We start from the raw sequence: 20,493 nt of genomic DNA, 5'->3' as shown, positions 1-20,493 counted from the left end.
CGGGTCAAATCTGTTCACCGCCCGGCAAGACCCCAGGAGGTTTTTCGTGCCCCCAAAGATCACCGACAGCCGCCCCAACCCGGATGCAGCCGTCCACACGGTCGAGGAGCAGACGGCTTCTGGCGCACGCCGCATCGTGGCCACGTACGCGGACGATCTTGTCGACGGTGTGACGCTCATGTGCATGCTCGGCATCGAGCCGCAGGGCTTGGTGTACAAGCGCTTCGCTGAGGACTTCGAGGCGGAGATCGCGGAGGCTGAGGAGGAAGGCTCCACGGCCAAGAAGACGACGAAGAAGGCCACGAAGAAGAAGTCCACCAAAAAGGCGTCGAAGAAGAAGTCGACGAAGAAGACCGCCAAGAAGACAGCAAAGAAGAAGTCGACGAAGAAGACTGCCAAGAAGGCAGCGAAGAAGACCACCAAGAAGACGACGAAGAAGGCTGCCAAGAAGACCGCCAGCGATGAGGGATAACCAGTTCGTCGTCGTCGCGAACCGCCTCCCGGTCGATCACGTCGACGGGCGGTGGGTGGCATCGCCGGGCGGACTCGTCGCGGCACTCGCGCCCGTACTCAAGGCGAACAAGGGCTGCTGGGTGGGCTGGCCCGGGGCACCGAACGCGAGCTTCGAGCCGTTCGACAACGACGGCATCACGCTCCACCCAGTTCAGCTTGACGACGATGACTTTCACCTCTTCTACGAAGGCTTCTCCAACTCCACTTTGTGGCCGCTGTACCACGACCTGATTGTCACACCGGCTTATCATCGACACTGGTGGCAGCGGTACCGCTCGGTGAACGAGAAATTCGCGCGCGAGGCGGCGAAGGTCGCTGCGGTTGGCGCGACGGTGTGGGTGCAGGACTACCAGCTACAGCTCGTCCCAGGGCTGTTGCATAAGCTGCGTCCCGATGTGACCATCGGCTTCTTCCTGCACATTCCGTTTCCCGGCCCGGATCTCTTCCGCCAGTTGCCGTGGCGCGACGAGGTGCTCCGCGGACTCGAAGGCGCCGATCTCATCGGGTTCCAGCGCGCACGCGATGAGCAGAACTTCCGGGACATCGCCACCACAAGCAGCTTATCGACGCCCCGCACCGGCACCTTCCCCATCTCCATCGACACCTCCGAATTCGGGCGCTCCGACGACGAGGCGATCGACAAGGTCCGTGGTTCTGTCGCCAACCCCCGCACCCTGATGCTGGGAGTGGACCGCCTCGACTACACCAAAGGCATCCTGCAGCGTCTCACCGCGATCGAGGAACTGCTCGAGGAGGGCCGACTCGACTCCGTCGCCATGATTCAGGTGGCGACGCCGTCGCGAGAGCGCATCGCCAGCTACAAAAAGACCCGCGCTGGAGTGGAGGAAGCTGTCGGGCGCATCAACGGCCGCTACGGTTCACTCGGCAACCCTGTTGTGCACTACGAGCACCATTCGGTCCCCAAGTCGAAACTGCGGGACTACTATTCCGCCGCCGACATCATGCTGGTCACACCGTTCAAAGACGGCATGAATCTCGTGGCCAAAGAATATGTCGCCTGCCACCCCGAAGGCAGTGGCGCACTCGTCTTGTCCGAATTCGCAGGCGCTGCCGAAGAACTCGACCGCGCGCACCTGTGCAACCCCTTCGACGTGGAGGCGGTGAAGGGGGCGATCGTGGGAGCCGTCGATAAGCAAAATAGCTCTGACGCCCGTGATGCGATGCTGGCTATGCACGCGCACGTCATGGAACACGACGTCACGCGCTGGGCTGATTCCTTTCTCGACGCGCTGCGGGAGGTCAAACGATGAAACGCGCACTCGCCATCGCCGCGTGCCTGCTGCTCGCCGGATGCTCAGCCGAACCCGATCATGTCCTGGGCGGCCGCACGTGGGAAGTCACCGCCGTCTACACCGATCCCGACGTCCCCGGCGCGGTGCCAGCTGACGCCGCCGGACGCGCGCTCGTCGTCTTCGGCGCCGAATCGCTCACCGCGCGCACCGCGTGCGCCCCGCTGCAAGCCGGCGCTTCGATCGACGACGGTGTCGTGCAGCTGAAAGGCGTGCGCGTCGGCGATGTCCGCGAAGACTGCATCGGCGGCTCCCGCCGCGTCCACGACCAACTCACCGGACTGCTCACCGAAGGTGCCGAATTCGACGTCACGCACCTCACCGACGACGTGATCACGCTCAAGCTCCGCAGCGACGCCCTCGACCGCCCCACCATCAAATTGGTCGCGCAATGACGCTCCCCGACCCGCACGACGCGCTCGCGTACCTCGCCCACGCCGAAACGCTGCTCATCTGCATGGATTTCGACGGCACCATCTGCGAACTTCGCCCCGACGCGTACGCCGTCACGCCGGACCCGCGTGCGATCGACGCGCTGCAAACGCTCGCGGGGCTGCCTGGCACCAGCGTCGCCATCCTCTCCGGCCGCCACCTGGACGGCCTGCGCCGCGTCTGCCCGCTCGGCCCGCCCGTCGCGCTCGTCGGCTCGCATGGAGCCGAGCCCACCAGCGGTGGCCCCGCACTCAGCGCCGACGACCGCGCGTACCTCGACGCAATCCAGGCCGAACTCGAGCAGCTTATCGACGCCCACCCCACCCCCTTCGTCGAATCCAAGCCCTACCAACGAGTCCTTCACGTCGCCGCCCTCGCCGAAACCGATCCTGAGACCGCCGCTTCGCTTCTCCAACAGGCCCTCGCCCTGCCCACCGGCGGCCGCCCCGTGACCCCCGGACACAATGTCGTCGAATTCTCCGCCATCGACACCACCAAAGGAACCTGGCTCGCCGCCGAGAAGACCCGCTTTGCTGCGACTCTCTTCGCCGGCGACGACGTGACCGACGAGACCGCCCTCGCGGTGCTCGACACTGCTGGCACTGACGTCGGCATCAAAGTCCAGCGCCCCAGCAGCCCCAACGACACCGCCGCGAATTACCAGCTCGGCTCGGTTGCAGAGGTCGCGAACTTCCTCACCGCTCTCGCGGCGGCGCGACAGTCCGCCCAGGCGTGAATTCGGTCGGGAGAAGAACCTGCGGGCCACGTTGGGTCTGCGCAGCCGGGCCAGAGTCCTGCGCGGCGGCCTCAATCAGCTCGGTGAGTACCCGCCCTACGGTCTCGCCCTTTTGTTTATTGGGCTGCACCACCGTGGTCAGGTCCCGGGCGAGGGCTTGCTCGACGCCGTCGAAACCGGTGACAGACACATCCCCCGGCACGTCCAGGCCAGCGGAAGCGCAGTAGTCCAGGACGCCGAGGGCCATGGAGTCGGTGGTGCAGAGGACGGCGGTGAGATGGGGGGAGGCGTCGAAAAGCGAGCGTGCGGCGTCGACGGCTGAGGCGTGGTCGTTGAAATGACGCGTCACGATGGGCACTTCCCCGATCCCCGCTTCCGCGAAAACCTCCAGCGCACCCTGGATGCGGCCTCGCTGAACGTGCATGTCCGCGTCGGCGACTTCGGCCGGGGTGACGGCGCCTTCGCGGGACTCGTCGCAAAACAGTCGCTTGCCCACGATCCCGACGTGGCGGTGCCCCGCCTCCACCAGGGCACGCGCCGCCGGCTTGATCGCCTCCGCATCGTCGATGCCCACATACGCGCCGCCGTCTGCCGGGTACGGCTGATCGCACACCACGACGGGTACGCCGCGGGCGAGGACAGCATCCAGGTGGGGTTCGGATTGGGGGACGGAGTAGACGACGAAGGCGTCGACAAGCGCGCTCGCGACAAGTGGGCTGATGCCCGTGCCTTGGCTGGGGCCGAGCGGGATGAGGGTGAGCGCGTTGCCCGCGCCCGCGGAACTCTCGCTCAAACCGGCGAGGAAGTCGATCGATGCCTGGTCCTCGAACGCGTACGCGAGGTGCTCCGTGAGAATCACTCCGACAGCCCCCGCTTGGCGTGTGCGCAAGCTGCGCGCCGTCGGGTCCGGCCCTGTGTAGCCGCGCGCCCGAGCCGCCGCCAGAATGCGCTCGCGCAGCTCGGGCGAGAGCTGGTCGGGGTGGTTGTACGCATTCGACACGGTCGTGCGGGACACTCCCACCTCCGCCGCGATCGATGCCAGCGTGCCCCGTCTTTGCGCCATGTGACTACCCTATACAGCGTGATTGTGAACCGCCGCACCACCGAGCACGACGGCATGCAGCGCCGCTTCACCGAAGTGCTTCCCGACGACCCCGCGCCCGACGCACCCGTGATCCTCTTCCTGCACGGCTCGCTCCAGTCCGGCAGCGTCGCGCGCCGCTTCACGGGCAACACATTCGACGCGCTGGCGGACCGCGGGTGCATCGTCATCTACCCGGACGGCGTCGAGCGGCATTTCAATGACCACCGAGTCGGCTTCCAGGAACAAGCACGCCAATTGCTTATCGACGACTCCTCTTTCCTCTCCTCCCTCCTCCCCACCTCCCGCGGCCCCGTGATCGGGTGCGGATTCTCCAACGGCGGCGCGATGATTCAACGTCTCGCGCTCGAGCGCCCCGGCATGCTCGACGGCATCGCCTGCTTCGGCTCCGCGTGGCCCACCGACGACAACTTGCTGCCGGAGATGGCTGCGCTTCTTCCCGACTGGGTTCCCGTGCCTGTCCTGTGCGTTCAAGGCACTGCTGACCCGCTCGTTCCGTACGAGGGCGGGCATTCCGGCATCGGCAAAGCCAACCGCGGAACTGCCCGCTCCGCCATTGATTCCGCGCGCTTTTTCGCCGAGCTCAACGGGCTGAATCCGGCGCACCACACCTCGGGGTCAGGCGAGGGTGTGCGCGTCGACCGCTTCGGTCCTGGTGTGCCCGGCTCGCCTGCGCGGTCCGCGAGCGTCGAGCTGTGGTCCATCGAGGGCATGGGTCACCTCGTCCCGAGTCCCAAGCAGCTCGACGAGAAAATCGGGCCGGGAACGGACAAGGTGGTGGGGGCGGAGCTCGTCGTTAAGTTCTTTGGGCTTTAGCTCTCGACGCGCCGCTGACGCGCGAACTCGCTGAGCACGACGCCTGCCGCGACGGATGCGTTAAGCGACTCCACCCAGTCTTCGGTGGGAATAGACATGATGACGTCGCAATTCTCCCGCACGAGCCGGGAAATGCCCTTGCCCTCGGAACCCACGACGATGACCACCGGGTCCGTCGCCGCGTGAAAGGTGTCCAGGGTGTGCTCCCCGCCCGCGTCCAAGCCGACGACCATGTAGCCGTTGTCCTTGAACTGCTTGATCGTGCGCGTGATATTGGTCGCGCGGGCGACCGGCAAACGCGCAGCGGTGCCCGCCGACGTGCGCCACGCGACACCTGTGACCTGCGCGGAACGGCGCTCCGGAATGATGACGCCGTGGCCACCGAATGCCGCCGTCGAGCGGATCACCGCGCCGAGGTTACGCGGGTCCGTGATGTTGTCGAGCACCACGAACATGCCGGTCTGGTTGCGCTCTTTCACGTCGGCGATGAGGTCGAAAACGTCGGCGTACTTGTACGGCTGGATCTTCAGGCCGATGCCCTGGTGCAGACCGTTGCCGGTCATGGTGTCGAGCTCCCGGCGCGGCACCTCGTGCACCGGGATCTGCCGGGTATTCGCGATGAGGACCGCTTCGCTGAGACGGTCGTCGTGGCCCGTTCCCTGCGCCACGATCAGCGCTTCCGCCGGCACCTTTGCCTGCAGACACTCGATCACCGGGTTACGGCCGACCACCAGGTCCGCCTGCTCGCGCTCATGACGGCCAGAGTCGCGGCGCTGCCGCTCCAGCTTCTTCTTGTGCGCGGAGTGGTAGACGCGGTCCTCGGCCTTCGGGGTCGGACCCTTTCCTGCGAGACCGCGGCGGCGCTGACCACCCGATCCCTTAGTGGAGCCCTTCTTATTCCGCTTCTGCTTATCGGGACGTTCGTACGGCTTAGCCATGATTTATTTTCCCTTCAGCTCCCACGTCGCACCGTCAGCGGTGTCGGTCACTTCAATGCCGGCGGCAGCGAGACGGTCGCGCACCTCGTCAGCGGTGGCCCAATCCTTGTCGGCGCGGGCCTGCGCGCGGCGCTCGAGCTCCGCACGGACAAGCACATCGAGGGCTTCCTGCGCGCCGGCGGAATCGGCGGAGCCCTCGCCACCAGCACCGACCCCGCCGCGCGAGGTCCATTCGACTGGGTCGACGCCTAGCACCGCCGTCATCGCGCGCACGGAACCAGCGAGCTCACGCGCACGCTCCGCGTCACCGTCCGCCAGAGCCTTATTCGCGGTGCGGACAGTGGTGTGGATTTCGGCCAACGCCTTGGGCACGCCGAAGTCCTCGTTCATTGCGGCCTCGAAAGCAGGGGTCCACTGCCCCAGCTCGACGGGGCCGGTGGCGGAGGTGCGGGTGATGAGGTCCTCGATTCGTCGATAAGCGACTGCCGCTTCCTGCAAAGCGGGCGGCGAATACTCGAGCACGCTGCGGTAATGCGCGGAACCGAGGTAGTAGCGCAACTCGACCGGGCGAACGTCTTCGAGCATGTTGTCGATGCTGAGCACATTGCCCAGCGACTTGGACATCTTCTCGCCCGCCATGGTCACCCAGTGGTTGTGCATCCAGTAGCGCGCGAAGCCATCGCCCGCGGCGTGGGACTGCGCCTGCTCGTTCTCGTGGTGCGGGAACTGCAGGTCGAGCCCGCCGCCGTGAATATCGAACTCCCCGCCGAGATACCAGGTGGACATCGCCGAGCACTCCAAATGCCAGCCCGGACGCCCGTCGCCCCACGGCGTCGGCCAGCTCGGCTCACCCGGCTTCGCGGCTTTCCACAACGCGAAATCATGCGCACCGCGCTTCCCGCGGACCTCGGACTCGCCCTGCTCCATCTCCTCGACGCGGTTGCCCGACAGCGAACCGTAATCCGACCCCTCCGCCGCGACCCACGCGGCGACGTCGAAGTAGACGGAACCGTCCGCCGCGTACGCGAAGCCGTTGTCCATCAAGCGCTGCATGTAGTCGACCATCTGCGTCACGAACCCCGTCGCGCGCGGCTCCACGCTCGGCGGCAGCACACCCAGCGTGTTGTACGCGCGCGTGAACTCGCGCTCGTACGTGGACACCCACTCCCACCACGGGCGGCCGTTGTCGGCGGCCTTGGTGAGAATCTTGTCGTCGATATCCGTCACGTTGCGCACGAACGCGACATCCTGCCCGTTCGCCTCGAACCAACGGCGCACGATATCGAACGCCACGCCCGACCGCAGGTGCCCGATGTGCGGCGAAGACTGCGGCGTCGCACCGCACACGTACATCGAGACATGTCCCTTCCGGACAGGCTCAAAATCGCGGAGAGTGCGGGTCGCGGTGTCGAAAATGCGTTGAGTCACAACCGCAGTCTACAGTTCCGCGGAATCCACCTTGAGTTCCGCATAGCGCGCCTCAGGAACGCTGAACGCATAACGCTTATCGACGGCCTCCCACACCTGATCCTCCGAACACCTCACATCTTGGGCGTCGCCGTCGAGCATGGTGAATCCCCACACCAGGCGCCCCTGCGTGCCGGCGGGCAACGTGTACGGACCGACCTTCTGGTTGAGCGTCCAACTGGCCTCGTGGACGTATTTCCAGCCGTACGCGCGGGAGACATTTTTGACCAGGTCGCCCTTCGGCGTGAACGTGCCCGACACCTCGAGGGTTTCCACCCGCTTTTCCTTCACGTTCTGGGAAACCGGGACGGCCTCCTCCGTGAAATTCGCGACGCTGGCTGCGTCGGTCTGCTTGAACCAGCGCCTCGTCGCCGTCACGTACGTGTCCGTCTGCCCCGGGGTTGCGCAGTGGGATCCCGGAGCCAGGTCGTCGTTCCAGCGCTGCGGAAGCTCGAATTCCGGTGCCGCCGCCTGCGCCGGCGCCGCGAGACCGACAACGACAGCAGCCGACAACAGCGTCGCGGTGAATTTTCTCATTTAGGCGCCCCAGTCCATGTTGTCGCGGGTGCTGACGCGGACGTGGCGCTCCTTCGGCATCGTCGCGGTGAACGTGTTGCCGGCGGCCTGCCAGGTGTTGTCGCTGCCGCACACTGTCTCCTGGCCCTCGAAATCAGAGACGATCCAGCCGGCCTGCATCACGGCAGTCTTGCCAGGCGCGACGTTGTACGGGCCGACCTGCTCGCCGACCTCGTAGGACTGCTCGGTGGTGTAGCTGGTGGAGAAGGTGAACTGAATCAGCTTGGCAACATCAAAGCTCAGACCTGCGCTGACGTTCCACGTCTTGGTCTTCGTCTCCTTGATGGAGCGGGTCAGCGGCAGCGGTTCGTCGTTGTAGTTGGACACCGTCCAGGTGCCGGCGGAGCCATCGAAGTAGCTGCGGACGATCTCGACCGTCTGGCCGCGGTCGCCCGGGTTGGCACAGCGCTCGCCGATGGTCGTCGGGTTGGCCGCGTCGAAGTTGCGCTGCGGGAGGGCGTTGGCGGCAGGGGCGAAAGCGAGGGTCACAGCGGTGGCTGCGGCAATGATGCGTTTCATGGTCGATTCCTTTTCTGGTTCTAGTTCTTATTAGAGGTGGGACTGGGTGGGGACAGGGAGATTCCGGTACTCGTCCGGGGTGACGTCGAGTGTCCTTGTGGTGCCGTCCGGGGCCGTCACCGTGGCTTCCGCCCAGAAACCGGTCGGGGCGGTGGACTGCGGGTGGGCCGTGATCCGGGAGTACTTGCCGTCTCGGCCGGCAGAGATCTCCCGGTAGTTGATCCGAGTCATCGTGGTCCCGTATTCGACGCGCACGCGCTCGCCGGGCTTCAAGTCGATCGGTTTCAGCTCGGTGCCCACCGGCATGTACGCCCGCTTGACGGCTCCGACAGACGTGAGCCAGCCGGCCGGGAGGCGGCCGTTGTCGCCCATCCAGTTGACGTACTGGTTGTTCTCGGCGCCGACGACGTAATCGGTCACGGGCCGGAAGGTGTAGTCGCCCTTCGACCAGTTCAGGAAGTCCTGGGAATAGCCGGGCTTGCGGAACGTCGGCGTGACCGCCTCAATGTCGTACGGGTAATACGACATGTCGCCCTTGCGCGCCGGCTGCCCCTCGGTCGGCCAGTCGGCATCGCGACGGAAACTGGCGTCGGGCTTGACGGTCATATCGCGTTCGCTGGCGATTTTCTCCAGGCTCGGCCCCGACGTCGCCGTGTACGTGTCGCCCGCCGGCTTCGAATTCGCCCCTTCAGCCCGGGACGGGATCTCCATCGCCAGATTGGACACAGAACCGTCCGCCTTGATGATGTACGCGAACGCGTAGCGCTCCGCCGGACCGGTGCCGCGGATGACGTTCGCACCCGGAGCGTTTTGGAGCACACCGTCGTCGCAGGTAATGAACATGGAGATGAAGTCTTTCTCCAGCACTCCGTAATCAACACGGAACGACTCGCCGGGGCCGAGCTTGATCGGACCGAAAGTCTCGCCCTCGATCCAGCCGTTGGATTCTTTGAGACCGATGTCCGTCTTCGCAGTGGTGTCCCAGCCGTTCGGGAGCGTCGCCTTCGAATTGGCTTCGATCTTGTGGTTCGTTCCCGTCTCCACTGTCGCGGTATACGGGACGGTCTGGTCGGTGCGGTTAGTGAACTGGAAAGTGCCGTCCGCGAGATAGCGTCGCGCAGTCTCTGCATACCGCCATTCCGGGGTCACACCGGCCCCGCACTTCGTGCCAAAGTTCTCAATCGGGTATCCCTGCGGCATCGCCGGCACAGCAGCCGCTACCGGCGCGTGCGCCACAGCTAACGCCGTGGCGGCGGCCAGACCCCAAGTCTTCAAGTTTCGCATGACTTAAACGTAAACGTGTCATGCGCTGAATAGAACCTGAAAATTGGAGTAAGAGACCTAAGTTCTTAATGTCGGTACTTTCGTTCCACCAGCGCCGTCGCCACCGCCGCCCGTCCCTCCCCCGCACCGGTGAAACCCATGTGGTCCGTCGTCGTCGCACTCACCGACACCGGCGCGCCGAGCGCCTCCGACAGCACCCGCTCCGCTTCCTCGCGCACCGGGCCCATCTTCGGGGTCTGGGCGATCAGCTGAGCCGACACATTCACCACCTCGACGCCCTCCGCGTCGAGCTTGGCCCGCAGTTCTTGAAGCAGCTGCGCCCCCGTCACCCCGGCGTATTCCGGGCGCCCGACCCCCACGAAACTCCCGAGATCCCCCAACCCCGCTGCCGACAGCACCGCATCCACGATCGCGTGGGACACCACATCGCCGTCCGAGTGCCCCTCGCACCCCGGTGTGTCCTTAAAGAGCAGGCCCGCGATCCAGCACGGCTTGCCCTCCTCGATCTGGTGGGCATCAAACGCAGTTCCGACGCGCAAAGAAGTCATGGCCCCGAGACTAGCTGCCCGGCACCTCGAAGACCGTCGGCTCCGCCTCCTCCGTGATGCGCTCGGCCAGCACGAGGTCGATCGGGGTGGTGATCTTGAACGCCATCGGATCGCCCTGCACCGTCGTCACCGGGACGCCGAACCACTCCATCAGGCTCGCGTCGTCTGTGGCGGTGAAACCGGCCGCAGCCGAGCCGACCTGCGCGAAGTATTTCTCGTTGGCGGCGCGCAACGTGGCTAGGTCGAAGCCCTGCGGCGTCTGGACAGCCCGCAGCGTCGCGCGGTCGGGCGTGCCGAGAACCGTCGCACCGTCGTCGGAAACGCGCTTGATGGTGTCCGCGACAGGCACAACTGGCACGACTGCCGGAGCCCCGTCCAGAACCGCGCGTGCCACGCGGGCGATCATTCCGGGTGGGGTCAGGGCGCGGGCGGCGTCGTGGATGAGCACGGTGGCGTCGATAAGCGAAAGTGCTTTAAGTCCTTCCCACACGGAATCCGCACGCTCCCCCGCGCCGTGGATGAACTGCACGTCGTGGCCGCGCAGCAGCCTGCGCGCGAGCGGCTCCATGTCCGGGCTGACAATCACCCCGATCTGGTCGACGATCTCCGACGTTTCCATCGCCGTGACCGAACGCTCGAGCAGCGAACGTCCGCGCAGCTGCACATACGCCTTCGGGATCTCCGCGCCGAGCCTCGTGCCGCGCCCCGCGGCCGCGACAAGCGCGACAACCGGTGAGCTAGTCCTCGCTGTCATCGTCGTCGAAGCTGAGGTCGTCCAAATCGACGTCATCCTCAGGATCGAAATCATCGCGCGGCTTATCGACGAGCCCCTGCTCCACATGCCGCGCAATCACCGACTGGATCTCCTTCTCCATGCCGTCGGCCTTCTTCTCATCCACCGGCTCAGCCAGCGCCAACTCACCCACCAGGATCTGGCGCGCCTTGCCCAACATGCGCTTCTCGCCCGCCGACAAACCCTTGCCCTGGTCACGGCGCCACAGATCGCGCACCACCTCAGCGACCTTATTGATATCGCCCGATGCCAAACGCTCCTGGTTCGCCTTGTAGCGGCGGGACCAGTTGCCGGCCTCCTCCACGTCCGTCTCACGCAGCACCGAGAAGACCTTCCGCAGGCCATCTTCCCCCACCACGTCGCGGACACCCACCAGCTCCGCGTTCTTCACCGGCACACGCACCGAAAGATCAGACTGCAAGATATTCAGGACCAGGAAGTCGAGCTCCTCCCCGCCCATCTCACGCTTTTCAATGTCGGCGATACGGGCCGCACCGTGGTGCGGGTAGACGACCACTTCTCCGACTGTGAAATCCATGAAGTCTCCTCTTTCGGGGGTTCAAAGCAACGTGACGATTCTAGCACCTGCGATCTTCCCGCCGCCCGGCCACCGTCGCGCCCGGCTGCGCTACCCCTTCGCCTTCCCGCCCCTTGCGCCCGGATACCCCCGGATGACCCCCGTTTTGGCGTGGGGTGCATCTCCGCGCGGTCCCCAAACTGTGTATCGGGGCTGCCGAAAGGCTAAAGTGAATCGTTGATACGCCTTAAAGAACTCTCTATGGAGGACATCGACGTGAAGTCCCTGAAGTCGGTCGCACGCCGCGGTGGCGCAGTTTCGGTCGCTGCCGCATCCGCTTTGCTGCTCGCCGCTTGCTCGGCAGGCCAGATCACCCAGACCTCTTCTCAGGTCGCGGCAGTCAACGGTGCCAGCGCCCAGACCGAGGACGGTTCCGTCGCCGTCCGCGACGTCACCGTGCTTCTCGACGAAACGGGCCAGGCCGCCCTCAAGTTCACCGCCACCAACCAGGACTACGACATGCGCGAGCACAAGCTGCAGTCCGTGGAGGTCGACGGCCAGTCCGTGGAGCTCGGCTCCGTTGACGCGATGCCGTACAACACCGTGATCGTCGGCGATTCCGCGGACGGCCTGCGCAACATGCCGGAAGCTGACATGGACAAGATCCAGTACGTCGAGACCGAGCTCGACAACGAGGATTTCGCGTACGGCGGCAACCTGCCGGTCACGTTCACGTTCGACTCCGGAAAAATTGAGACGCTGGCGACCATCTCGGCGCCGACCGCCAAGTCCGGCGAGTCCCACCGTCAGCCGGAAGCTGAGCACTAAACCCTCCAGCGCCCCCGCACGGGCACGCGATGAAGAAACGCACCGTCCACACGTGTTCCGAGTGCGGCTACTCGTCGCCGAAATGGCTCGGCCGCTGCCCTGAATGCGGTGCCTGGGGCACGCTCCAAGAGCAAGCCAACGCGCCTTCCACGTCTGCTGCGCGCCCCTCGTCGACAGGTCTTACGCCCACGAGCGCCGCTCAGCCGATCACGAAAATCGCAGCTCACGCCGCTTATCGACGCCCCTCCGGCATCTCCGAGCTCGACCGCGTCCTCGGTGGCGGCGTTGTCCCCGGGTCAGTGGTTCTCCTCTCCGGTGAGCCCGGCGTCGGAAAATCCACGCTCCTGCTCGAGGTAGCCAGTCGCTGGGCTGCCGCTGACACCGCGTCTGATTCCGCTGACACCGCGTCCGACTCCGCATCCAATTCCGCCCCCGGTCGCACCGCGCTCTACGTCACCGCCGAAGAATCCGCGGCGCAAGTCCGCGGCCGAGCAGAGCGCACAGGTGGACTCCACGACAACCTCTATCTGGCTTCGGAGTCGAACTTGGATGTGGTGATGGGGCACGTGGGCGTCGTTAAGCCAAGTTTGCTCATTGTCGACTCCGTGCAAACGATGCAGGCGCCCGGTGTCGAGGGTGTCGCGGGCGGCGTCGCGCAATCGCGCGCGGTGACCGCAGCCCTGACGACCTTGGCGAAAACGACCAACCTACCGATTCTTCTCGTCGGCCATGTGACGAAGGACGGCAACGTCGCGGGGCCGCGGGTGCTGGAGCATCTTGTCGACGTCGTCCTCACCTTCGAAGGCGACCGCCAAACCAGCCTGCGGATGCTGCGCGGCATGAAGAACCGCTTCGGCGCCACCGACGAGGTCGGCTGCTTCGAGCAGACCGCCGATGGCATCCGCGAAGTCTCCGACCCCTCCGGACTATTCCTCTCCCACCGCGGGCAAACGCCCGATGGGTCGGCTGTCACCGTCGCGATGGACGGCGTGCGCCCCATCCTCGCCGAAGTCCAGGCGCTGACGGTCGACCCGGTGAACAAGTCGCCGCGCCGCGTCGTCACGGGCCTCGATTTCAACCGCGTTCCCATGGTCCTCGCTGTCCTCCAAGCGCGGTGTGGGGAGCGGACGAACGACAAGGACGCGTACGTCGCCACCGTCGGCGGCATGCGCATCACGGAGACCGCAACGGACCTCGCTGTAGCCCTCGCGACCTGGTCGAGTCTGCACAACCAGCCGCTGCCGCCGAAGACTGTCGTCATCGGCGAAGTGGGACTCGCGGGCGAGCTGCGGCGCGTCCCCAACCTCGAGCGCCGGCTCACGGAAGCAGCGCGCCTGGGCTACAAACGCGCCATCGTCCCCGCGGGCAGCGGCCAAGGAGCACTCGATGTCCCCGGCATGCGAATCGCGGAGGTGGGAACGCTGGGGGAGGCAATCGCGTGCGTCGATAAGCGCAACTAGACTGCGTTGCTTATGACCTTCATGCGAGAAACGCTCCAGCGTCTCGCGCCCGGGACGCAGCTGCGTGACGGGCTTGAGCGCATCAAACGCGGCCGCACGGGCGCGCTCATCGTGCTTGGCGACGGCCCAGAAGTCGCAGAGGTATGCGACGGCGGTATCGAATTCGACGTGCCATTCACCCCCACGCTGCTGCGCGAGCTAGCGAAGATGGACGGCGCCGTCATTTTGTCCGACGACGTCACCCGCATCACCAGGGCTAATGTGCAGCTGGTGCCGTCGCCGACCTTCCCGACATCGGAAACGGGCACCCGCCACCGCGCGGCCGAGCGTACGGCGCTGCACACAGGGGTGCCGGTGGTGTCCGTGTCGGCGTCGATGAGCATCGTCACGGTGTACGCCGACGGCAAGCGCCACGCAATCGAAGAACCCGGCGTGATGATGACGCGCGCCCGCCAGGCCATCGCGACTGTGGAGCAGTACCGCTCCCGCGTCGACAAAGCCAACCAGCGCCTCAACGTCGCCGAGGTGAACCGCTACGCCACGGTCGAAGATGTCCTGCACCTTCTCCAACGCCAGCTTCTGCTGCACCGCGCGGCGCGCGACGTCGACGACCAGATCCTCGAGCTCGGCACCGATGCGCGCCAACTGCGCCTCCAGCTCATCGAGCTGCGCGGCAATATTTACCACGACATTGCCATGCTGGTGTGCGATTACGTCGTCGCCGACGGGGCACCAAGCAATTCGCTTATCGACGACACCATCGACTCCCTCGACGCCCTCCCCGACTCCGAACTGCTGAACACCCCCGCACTCGCCAGCATTCTGGGGCTGCCGGCCACCGAAGAAAACCTCATGGAGGATGTCACCCCACGCGGCTACCGCGCGCTGTCCCGTATCCCGCGCGTGCAGAAATTCCTCATCGACCGCATCGTCGCCGAGCTAGGCGACCTAGATGCCATTCGCGCCGCCGACGCCGACGAGATCGCCGCGGCCGAGAATGTCTCGCCGCTGTGGGCGCGACATATCGTGGAAGGGCTGCGGCGCTTCACTTAGCTGTTGCTCGCACCGTTGTTCGCAGCCCTGCCGAGCTGCGGTTTCGTTAGCCTGTGACGTTGAAAGTCACCGGCGCGGAGCTGTTCTCGCCCAGGAAACCGACGGCGGCGTAGGCGCCGGGGGCGGCGGGCTGGCGTGCGTCGCAACGCTCGGGTGCCGAATCCAGCCCCGACCACGCCGCCGTGAACTTCCTCGTCTCGCCCGCCGGGAAGACTTGCTCGCCGGTGATCATCGGCTTGTTGCAGTCGGTGTCGCTCCAGATCTGCTGGTACCCCTCGCGGGCGATCGAGAACGCCGCGAAGCGGAGCTGGTTGTCGTCCGTGTCGATGACGCAGTCACCACCCGTCGGGTTGTGGATCAGGACGCTGAATTTCCGGTTGTCCGCGGAATCATCCTGCGCGAACGCCGTCTTGTTCAGTTCGGTGGTCAGCTGGAGATCTTCAAGCTCGCATGTCTTCTTCGCGGCGAGCGCCTCGGCGTCGGGCTTGTCGGTCTCGGACGCGCCCTTGCTCGGCTCTCCGTCTTCCGTCGCGGCAGCATCGCTTGACTTCGCGTTCGCGTCGGTGCTGGTCGTCTCGGCTGCGGTCGCGTCGGTTTCGCTGCTGGCGGCGTCGGAGCCTTCGGGGTTCGGCTCGGTCGGGGTGGTCACCAACGTCGACGACGCAGGGGCCGGGGTTGCCGGAGCTTCGTCGTCTCCGCCGGAACGAGCGAACGCGGTCAACCCCCACACCACGAGGGCCGCGACAGCGAGGATCACCGCGGCTGCGGCGACGCGTCGCCGGGTGTAGATCTCCTGTGGCAACGGCCTAGCGTCGGCGTGGCTGGCGCGTTCAGCACGGTCTGCACGGTCAGCACGTTCGGCACGGCTGGAGCCGAAGTCGGAGCGGTCGGGTCGGCGGGGCGGTTGGTGTGTCACACCGTGATCCTAACCCGCGAAATGCTCCTGAACGCTTGTGACGCGGCCATCTTCGAGCCTGTATCTTGCGGCGACGACACCGAGGCTGCCCTCAGCGACCTTGCTCTCCAAGGTTGGGATGCGGGCCATGATGTGCTCGGCGGTGACTTCGGCGTGGACTTCCTCGATCCCGGCGCGGTCGTCGCGACCCGCGCGCTTAGCGGCAAGAACACTCGGGGCGATCTTCTCGACGAACACACGCGTCAGGTCCGCCGGCAAATCCCCCTCCTCAAACGACGACGCGGCGGCACCGATCGCACCGCAGCTCTCGTGGCTCAGCACCACGATAAGCGACACACCCAGCGACTTCACCGCATACTCCAGCGAACCAGTCACTGCCGCGTCGACACAGCCGCCGGCGGTGCGGATGACGAAAAGGTCGCCCAAGCCGACGTCGAAAAGCATCTCAACGGGCACCCGCGAATCCGAGCACGCCAGCACGGCGGCGAAGGGGGCTTGGCCGGAGCGGAGCTCGGCGCGTCGATAAGCGTTTGTGTTTGGGTGCTCCGGGCGCTCGCTGGCGAACCTCGCGTTACCCGCTTCAAGGTGCGCCCACGCATCCCGCGGAATCTTCCTGAAAGGCATAGCCACTATTGTTGCATGCATTGTGATTGATCCCGCGAAAGTCACCGCCTGGTACCGCGACAACGCCCGCGACCTGCCCTGGCGGCGCCCCGGCACCACCCCATGGGGCATCCTGCTGTCCGAAGTGATGAGCCACCAAACACCCGTCGCCCGCGTCGCGCCCATCTGGGAAGAATGGATCGCCCGCTGGCCCACGCCAGCCGACCTCGCCGCCGCCCCCACCGACGCCGTCCTGCGCGCATGGGGCACCCTCGGCTACCCGCGTCGCGCGCTGCGCCTCAAAGAATGCGCGCAAACGCTTATCGACGCCCACCGCGGCCACGTCCCCTCCTCCGTTCCCTCCCTCCTCGCGCTGTCCGGCATCGGCGACTACACAGCCCGCGCCGTCGCCGCCTTCGCCTACGGGAAAGCCGTCCCCGTCGTCGACACCAACGTCCGCCGCGTCTACGCCCGCGCCGTCCTTGGCCGCCCGCTTGCCCGGCCGCAAAAAGCCGAGCTCGCGTGGGTTGCGGAGCTGCTGCCCGGGGCTGCGTCTGACTCTGCCGACGCTTCCGATGCCGACGCTTCCGACGCCGCCGTCTTCTCCGCCGGCCTCATGGAACTCGGCGCCCTCATCTGCACCGCAACCAACCCCGCGTGCGACACCTGCCCGCTCCTCGACGACTGCGCCTGGGTCGCGGCCGGCTGCCCGGCGCCGACGGAGGAAGAGCTGGCGCGTCGTAAAGTCCAAAAATTCGAGGGCACCGACCGGCAGGTCCGCGGCAAAATCATGAAGGTGCTCCGCGACGCCGACGCACCCGTTACCCAATCAGCCATCGACGTCGTCTGGCCCGACGACGCTCAACGTTCACGCGCCCTCTACTCGCTCCTTGAGGACGGCCTCGCAGCCCAGGACGCCGACGGGCGATTCCGCCTCCCTTAGCGCTATGCCCGCAGGTCGGCTCGGCTACCGCGCGCTACTTCCAGCGCCCGCGGTACGTCAGCCCGCCGGGCAGGTTGATCCACAAGCCGCCGCGCGAATTCACCGTCATCGGCCCCATTTTGGTCGACATCGACGCACCCGATTTAGACACGTTGATCCACGAATTCTTGCCGACCTTCTTCTTATCCCTGTACAGCAGACCCATAGCGGTTCATCTTACGGCGAAGCGACGCACCGCGCCCCCTACTTTTCTTTCTAAAACCCGTAAGGTCGCAAAACTTCGCTTAACATTCAACGCATGCTCCACACCGCTTATCGACGCTCCCCCGCAGCCCACTTTTCCTGCACCTTTCCCCTTTCACCGCGTTCGGCTGCAACTGCCCTCGCCACCGCTACTGTTACCGCCTTCGCCACTGCCATCACAGCCGCGATAACCACCGTCACTGTGGCTGGGGTCGTCACGCCGGCGTCGGCAAGCGCGCAAACTGTCGAGGAGATCCGCGACGGCGTCCACCACGCCGCCACGACGCCGGGCGGCGACCCGGTCCACGGCTACGACGCGTTTTACGACGACCCGGTTCCGGCCGATCAGCTCGACCGCCCGGGCAAGATCCTGCGAACCCAGCCCGCGCCGCACCTGCTGAATATCCTGGGCCCGGATTTCTACGGCCACGCGAAGCGCATTCTCTACACCTCGACGACGGTGCACGGCGATATCGTCCCGGTCAGCGGCGTGATCATGGAGCCGGCGAACCCGTGGCGCGGTAAGGGACCTCGTCCGACTCTCGTGTTCGGCCCAGGCACACGCGGGATCGGAGATGCGTGCGCCCCATCGCGGGGAACGTGGATGATGGGGCAGGTCAATCTTCAGACCGGTTCGCTCGGCACGAACTATGAGCTGCCGAGTTATCACGCGGCGGCGCTGCTGGGTATGCGGGTGGTGGTCACTGATTACATCGGCCTCGGCACGCCGGGCGCGCACACGTACATGCTCCACGAGGAAGAAGGCCACGCGATGCTCGACGCCGCGCGTGCTGCCCTACCGAACGGCGGACCGGTCGGTTTTTGGGGATACTCGCAGGGTGGCGGGGCTGCGGCGTCGGCAGCCGAGCAGGCCGCGAGCTACGCGCCGGAGCTGGATGTGAAGGGAACGTTCGCCGGCGCGCCGCCGGCGGATCTGCTGAAGTCAATGCACGGCGTCGACGATTCCACGATTTCCGCGGTCATGGGCTACGCGCTGAACGGCTGGCAGGACCGTTACCCGGGACTCAAGGAATCGCTCGCGCCGCTGTTCACAGATCGCGGCCGCGAATTCCTGGCTTCCACGGCCGATGCGTGCATTGCGGATAGTGCCCTCCGTTGGGGTTTGCGCGACTCGCGCGCTTTCACGGCGAGCGGGCAGAAGCTCAGCGAAGCAGTGACGACGAACCCCGAAATGAGCACGCTTATCGACGCCCAAAAGCTCGGCCGCACCTCCCCCTCCTCCCCCATCATGATTTCTACTGCTGGTAACGACGATGTCGTCCCTTCCGACCAAGTCGCCCAACTCGCCCGCGATCACTGCTCTCTCGGCGCCGACGTCACTTTCTACGACAGTGCCCTTCCTCCCCTCACCCCCGGCATCAAGACTGCTGTCAACCACGGTGTCGGCATCTATTCCCATCTGGCTCCCTCCATGAAATGGATGGCTGACCGTTTCGACGGCGTCCCCACCCAATCCAACTGTGGCGCTTTCTGATCCCACTGAACACTCCACCGAACTGAGGTTTTCGATCATGCCCCGCTTCTCCCCTTCTGTTTTCCGCACCATCCCCGCCGCAATCGCAATCTCCTTTGCCAGCACCTGCGTCCTCGACGCACCGGAAGCTCATGCGCAATCTTCGGGTCTGAGCTCCAGTTCCACCGCGCCTTGGTTCGGCCCCTTAAGCTCAGCGCTCGGGGAAACACTCAGTTCAGCGAGCAGCAGCGGCTCTTCTAAGGGCTCTTCCGAGTTGAGCTCCACCACCCTGAAAACAAACCAGCCACTCCCTGACGAGCCGGGCAAGCTGGCGGCACGTGAGCGCGTCGGCAGCTCGCGCAACGAGCGGATTCTCTACACGTCCACCAATGAGCGCGGTCAGATCGTCCCGGTCTCGGGTGCGATTTACCCGGCAAAGTCACGCGGCGAGAATTCGCGCAAGGGCACAGTGGTGCTGGCTCCGGGAACGCGGGGAATGGGCGACCAGTGCGCGCCGTCGGCAGGCTCATCGATGCTGGTCGGCATGGATGGCTCCTCCGTGAACGTCAACTACGAAGCGCCGGTGGCGCAGAGGTTGGCGGACGAGGGGTATCAGGTCGTCGTCACGGATTACATCGGGTTGGGTACGCCGGGGGTCCACACGTATCTGAACAGGATCGACCAGGGGCATGCGGTCATCGACGCGGCGCGCGCGGCGGCGGAACCGGACGAGAAGGTCTTTTTCTACGGCTACAGCCAGGGCGGCGGGGCGGTAGCGGCAGCTGGTGAGTTGCAGCCGGAGTACGCGCCGGATCTTCACCTCGTGGGGGTTTTCGCGGGCGCGCCGCCGGCGAATCCGGAGACGATGCTCAAGCAGGGTAATCCGGCGACGTTGGAGCCGGTGATGGCCATGGTGATCGCGAGTTACGCGTATTCGTACCCGGAGTTCCGGGAGGCAGTCGGCGCGCACACGACGGCCGCGGCGAATCGCTATCTCACGGCTGTCGCGGCGAGTTGTGTCGCTGAGACCGCGGGTTCGTCGGCATCGATCGAGGACCTCGCGCCGGATGCGCCGTCGCTGGACGAGCTCGCGCTTTCCGACGACCGCATCCTCCGCACCCTCCGCCTCAACCGCCTCGGCACCGTGCCCGTCAAAGCTCCAATCCTCATCGCGCAATCGCCGCAAGACAATGTCGTCCCGTACGACCAGGGCAAACAGCTTGCCGACGACTACCGCTCCCTCGGCTCCCCCGTCACCTTCCTGAGCATTCCGCTTTCCGACGCCTCCTCCCGCGCCGGCCTCGGCCACGTCGCCCCCGCGATCACTCAATCCGGCGAAGTCATCCGCTGGATGAACGAGCGCTTCAACGACTAACGCCCCGCACACCCGAGATTCGAGTGCGCAGGGCGCCGTAGCTAGAG

23 protein-coding genes are annotated in these 20,493 nt (G+C 65.7%); 11 read left to right on the top strand and 12 right to left on the bottom strand.

Features of this window, described 5'->3' with window-relative positions; all coding sequences use genetic code 11:
- The first annotated feature begins 46 nt into the window (after positions 1-46).
- Genes J5Y21_RS08225 through otsB form a run of 4 tightly spaced genes read left to right on the top strand, consistent with a single transcriptional unit; the run spans position 47 to position 2,991 of the window.
- Positions 47-472: a histone gene (locus tag J5Y21_RS08225; protein WP_210574350.1), complete on the top strand. Its 426-nt coding sequence runs from the start codon at positions 47-49 to the stop codon at positions 470-472.
- Positions 462-1,784 carry a trehalose-6-phosphate synthase gene (locus J5Y21_RS08220; RefSeq protein ID WP_210574348.1) on the top strand — a complete coding sequence of 441 codons (1,323 nt, stop codon included), beginning with the start codon at positions 462-464 and terminating at the stop codon, positions 1,782-1,784. Before J5Y21_RS08225 ends, J5Y21_RS08220 begins: the two co-directional genes overlap by 11 nt.
- Complete coding sequence (locus J5Y21_RS08215; protein ID WP_210574346.1) at positions 1,781-2,218, top strand: hypothetical protein; 438 nt, start codon at positions 1,781-1,783, stop codon at positions 2,216-2,218. Before J5Y21_RS08220 ends, J5Y21_RS08215 begins: the two co-directional genes overlap by 4 nt.
- Complete coding sequence (gene otsB / locus J5Y21_RS08210; RefSeq protein ID WP_210574344.1) at positions 2,215-2,991, top strand: trehalose-phosphatase; 777 nt, start codon at positions 2,215-2,217, stop codon at positions 2,989-2,991. The genes J5Y21_RS08215 and otsB overlap by 4 nt, the downstream gene beginning before the upstream one ends.
- On the opposite strand, the gene J5Y21_RS08205 is transcribed toward otsB, so the two are convergent.
- The gene (locus J5Y21_RS08205) at positions 2,951-4,054 is read right to left on the bottom strand and encodes a LacI family DNA-binding transcriptional regulator (RefSeq protein WP_210574342.1); all 1,104 of its coding nucleotides are present in this window, start codon (positions 4,052-4,054) and stop codon (positions 2,951-2,953) included. The genes otsB and J5Y21_RS08205 overlap by 41 nt on opposite strands.
- An 18-nt stretch (positions 4,055-4,072) precedes the next feature.
- On the opposite strand from J5Y21_RS08205, the gene J5Y21_RS08200 reads away from it, so the two are divergent.
- Positions 4,073-4,909 (top strand): hypothetical protein, encoded by an 837-nt coding sequence (locus tag J5Y21_RS08200; RefSeq protein WP_210574340.1) that lies wholly within the window; start codon positions 4,073-4,075, stop codon positions 4,907-4,909.
- Here the strand turns inward: J5Y21_RS08200 and rlmB are convergent.
- From rlmB to J5Y21_RS08160, 8 genes are all read right to left on the bottom strand, one after another.
- Positions 4,906-5,847, bottom strand: a complete 942-nt coding sequence (gene rlmB / locus J5Y21_RS08195; RefSeq protein ID WP_210574338.1) for a 23S rRNA (guanosine(2251)-2'-O)-methyltransferase RlmB — start codon at positions 5,845-5,847, stop codon at positions 4,906-4,908. The two genes, J5Y21_RS08200 and rlmB, sit on opposite strands and share 4 nt — an antisense overlap.
- A gap of 3 nt (positions 5,848-5,850) precedes the next feature.
- Positions 5,851-7,275, bottom strand: a complete 1,425-nt coding sequence (gene cysS, locus J5Y21_RS08190; protein ID WP_210574336.1) for a cysteine--tRNA ligase — start codon at positions 7,273-7,275, stop codon at positions 5,851-5,853.
- Between the two features lie 9 nt (positions 7,276-7,284).
- Entirely contained in the window at positions 7,285-7,851 is a 567-nt protein-coding gene (locus tag J5Y21_RS08185; RefSeq protein ID WP_210574334.1) for a hypothetical protein, read from the bottom strand.
- Complete coding sequence (locus J5Y21_RS08180; protein ID WP_210574332.1) at positions 7,852-8,409, bottom strand: hypothetical protein; 558 nt, start codon at positions 8,407-8,409, stop codon at positions 7,852-7,854. It abuts the gene before it with no gap.
- A 30-nt stretch (positions 8,410-8,439) separates the two neighbouring features.
- The gene (locus tag J5Y21_RS08175; protein WP_210574330.1) at positions 8,440-9,693 is read right to left on the bottom strand and encodes a hypothetical protein; all 1,254 of its coding nucleotides are present in this window, start codon (positions 9,691-9,693) and stop codon (positions 8,440-8,442) included.
- 65 nt (positions 9,694-9,758) lie between these two features.
- Complete coding sequence (gene ispF / locus J5Y21_RS08170) at positions 9,759-10,241, bottom strand: 2-C-methyl-D-erythritol 2,4-cyclodiphosphate synthase (RefSeq protein WP_210574328.1); 483 nt, start codon at positions 10,239-10,241, stop codon at positions 9,759-9,761.
- Positions 10,242-10,251: 10 nt separating this feature from the next.
- On the bottom strand, positions 10,252-10,995 hold the full coding sequence (gene ispD, locus J5Y21_RS08165; RefSeq protein ID WP_210574326.1) for a 2-C-methyl-D-erythritol 4-phosphate cytidylyltransferase: 744 nt from the start codon (positions 10,993-10,995) through the stop codon (positions 10,252-10,254).
- Entirely contained in the window at positions 10,979-11,572 is a 594-nt protein-coding gene (locus J5Y21_RS08160) for a CarD family transcriptional regulator (RefSeq protein ID WP_210574324.1), read from the bottom strand. The genes ispD and J5Y21_RS08160 overlap by 17 nt, the downstream gene beginning before the upstream one ends.
- 240 nt (positions 11,573-11,812) lie before the next feature.
- On the opposite strand from J5Y21_RS08160, the gene J5Y21_RS08155 reads away from it, so the two are divergent.
- Genes J5Y21_RS08155 through disA form a run of 3 tightly spaced genes read left to right on the top strand, consistent with a single transcriptional unit; the run spans position 11,813 to position 14,892 of the window.
- The gene (locus J5Y21_RS08155; RefSeq protein ID WP_210574322.1) at positions 11,813-12,379 is read left to right on the top strand and encodes a hypothetical protein; all 567 of its coding nucleotides are present in this window, start codon (positions 11,813-11,815) and stop codon (positions 12,377-12,379) included.
- Positions 12,380-12,408: 29 nt separating this feature from the next.
- Positions 12,409-13,839, top strand: a complete 1,431-nt coding sequence (radA, locus tag J5Y21_RS08150; protein ID WP_210574320.1) for a DNA repair protein RadA — start codon at positions 12,409-12,411, stop codon at positions 13,837-13,839.
- Positions 13,840-13,851: 12 nt separating this feature from the next.
- Positions 13,852-14,892, top strand: a complete 1,041-nt coding sequence (gene disA, locus J5Y21_RS08145; RefSeq protein ID WP_210574318.1) for a DNA integrity scanning diadenylate cyclase DisA — start codon at positions 13,852-13,854, stop codon at positions 14,890-14,892.
- A 46-nt stretch (positions 14,893-14,938) separates the two neighbouring features.
- Here the strand turns inward: disA and J5Y21_RS08140 are convergent, their stop codons facing one another.
- Together J5Y21_RS08140 and J5Y21_RS08135 are read right to left on the bottom strand one after the other, a co-directional pair.
- Positions 14,939-15,808: a hypothetical protein gene (locus tag J5Y21_RS08140; protein ID WP_210574316.1), complete on the bottom strand. Its 870-nt coding sequence runs from the start codon at positions 15,806-15,808 to the stop codon at positions 14,939-14,941.
- 9 nt (positions 15,809-15,817) lie between these two features.
- Entirely contained in the window at positions 15,818-16,432 is a 615-nt protein-coding gene (locus J5Y21_RS08135; protein WP_210574314.1) for a carbonic anhydrase, read from the bottom strand.
- 22 nt (positions 16,433-16,454) lie between these two features.
- Here J5Y21_RS08135 and J5Y21_RS08130 point away from each other — a divergent pair, with 22 nt between their 5' ends.
- Entirely contained in the window at positions 16,455-17,354 is a 900-nt protein-coding gene (locus J5Y21_RS08130) for an A/G-specific adenine glycosylase (protein WP_349236974.1), read from the top strand.
- A gap of 34 nt (positions 17,355-17,388) precedes the next feature.
- Here the strand turns inward: J5Y21_RS08130 and J5Y21_RS08125 are convergent, their stop codons facing one another.
- Positions 17,389-17,559 (bottom strand): DUF4236 domain-containing protein, encoded by a 171-nt coding sequence (locus tag J5Y21_RS08125; protein WP_210574312.1) that lies wholly within the window; start codon positions 17,557-17,559, stop codon positions 17,389-17,391.
- Between the two features lie 93 nt (positions 17,560-17,652).
- On the opposite strand from J5Y21_RS08125, the gene J5Y21_RS08120 reads away from it, so the two are divergent.
- Entirely contained in the window at positions 17,653-19,092 is a 1,440-nt protein-coding gene (locus J5Y21_RS08120) for a lipase family protein (RefSeq protein WP_210574310.1), read from the top strand.
- Between the two features lie 37 nt (positions 19,093-19,129).
- Positions 19,130-20,446 carry an alpha/beta fold hydrolase gene (locus J5Y21_RS08115; protein WP_210574308.1) on the top strand — a complete coding sequence of 439 codons (1,317 nt, stop codon included), beginning with the start codon at positions 19,130-19,132 and terminating at the stop codon, positions 20,444-20,446.
- Positions 20,447-20,493: the final 47 nt, after the last annotated feature.

This window comes from Corynebacterium sp. Marseille-P3884 (genome assembly GCF_017942225.1).
Taxonomy (GTDB): Bacteria; Actinomycetota; Actinomycetes; order Mycobacteriales; family Mycobacteriaceae; genus Corynebacterium.
Note: the sequence above shows the minus strand (reverse complement) of the source record. Positions and strands in the feature narration are given on the sequence as shown.

Excerpts from the sequence above, each read along its gene's own strand:
- rlmB (WP_210574338.1), bottom strand. The coding sequence starts at position 5,847 with ATGGCTAAGCCGTACGAACGTCCCGATAAGCAGAAGCGGAATAAGAAG.
- J5Y21_RS08155 (WP_210574322.1), top strand. The coding sequence starts at position 11,813 with ATGGAGGACATCGACGTGAAGTCCCTGAAGTCGGTCGCACGCCGCGGT.
- J5Y21_RS08220 (WP_210574348.1), top strand. The coding sequence starts at position 462 with ATGAGGGATAACCAGTTCGTCGTCGTCGCGAACCGCCTCCCGGTCGAT.
- J5Y21_RS08135 (WP_210574314.1), bottom strand. The coding sequence starts at position 16,432 with ATGCCTTTCAGGAAGATTCCGCGGGATGCGTGGGCGCACCTTGAAGCG.
- radA (WP_210574320.1), top strand. The coding sequence starts at position 12,409 with ATGAAGAAACGCACCGTCCACACGTGTTCCGAGTGCGGCTACTCGTCG.
- J5Y21_RS08215 (WP_210574346.1), top strand. The coding sequence starts at position 1,781 with ATGAAACGCGCACTCGCCATCGCCGCGTGCCTGCTGCTCGCCGGATGC.
- J5Y21_RS08160 (WP_210574324.1), bottom strand. The coding sequence starts at position 11,572 with ATGGATTTCACAGTCGGAGAAGTGGTCGTCTACCCGCACCACGGTGCG.
- J5Y21_RS08185 (WP_210574334.1), bottom strand. The coding sequence starts at position 7,851 with ATGAGAAAATTCACCGCGACGCTGTTGTCGGCTGCTGTCGTTGTCGGT.
- ispD (WP_210574326.1), bottom strand. The coding sequence starts at position 10,995 with ATGACAGCGAGGACTAGCTCACCGGTTGTCGCGCTTGTCGCGGCCGCG.
- ispF (WP_210574328.1), bottom strand. The coding sequence starts at position 10,241 with ATGACTTCTTTGCGCGTCGGAACTGCGTTTGATGCCCACCAGATCGAG.
- J5Y21_RS08175 (WP_210574330.1), bottom strand. The coding sequence starts at position 9,693 with ATGCGAAACTTGAAGACTTGGGGTCTGGCCGCCGCCACGGCGTTAGCT.
- disA (WP_210574318.1), top strand. The coding sequence starts at position 13,852 with ATGACCTTCATGCGAGAAACGCTCCAGCGTCTCGCGCCCGGGACGCAG.
- J5Y21_RS08125 (WP_210574312.1), bottom strand. The coding sequence starts at position 17,559 with ATGGGTCTGCTGTACAGGGATAAGAAGAAGGTCGGCAAGAATTCGTGG.
- J5Y21_RS08180 (WP_210574332.1), bottom strand. The coding sequence starts at position 8,409 with ATGAAACGCATCATTGCCGCAGCCACCGCTGTGACCCTCGCTTTCGCC.
- J5Y21_RS08120 (WP_210574310.1), top strand. The coding sequence starts at position 17,653 with ATGCTCCACACCGCTTATCGACGCTCCCCCGCAGCCCACTTTTCCTGC.
- J5Y21_RS08205 (WP_210574342.1), bottom strand. The coding sequence starts at position 4,054 with ATGGCGCAAAGACGGGGCACGCTGGCATCGATCGCGGCGGAGGTGGGA.
- otsB (WP_210574344.1), top strand. The coding sequence starts at position 2,215 with ATGACGCTCCCCGACCCGCACGACGCGCTCGCGTACCTCGCCCACGCC.
- J5Y21_RS08115 (WP_210574308.1), top strand. The coding sequence starts at position 19,130 with ATGCCCCGCTTCTCCCCTTCTGTTTTCCGCACCATCCCCGCCGCAATC.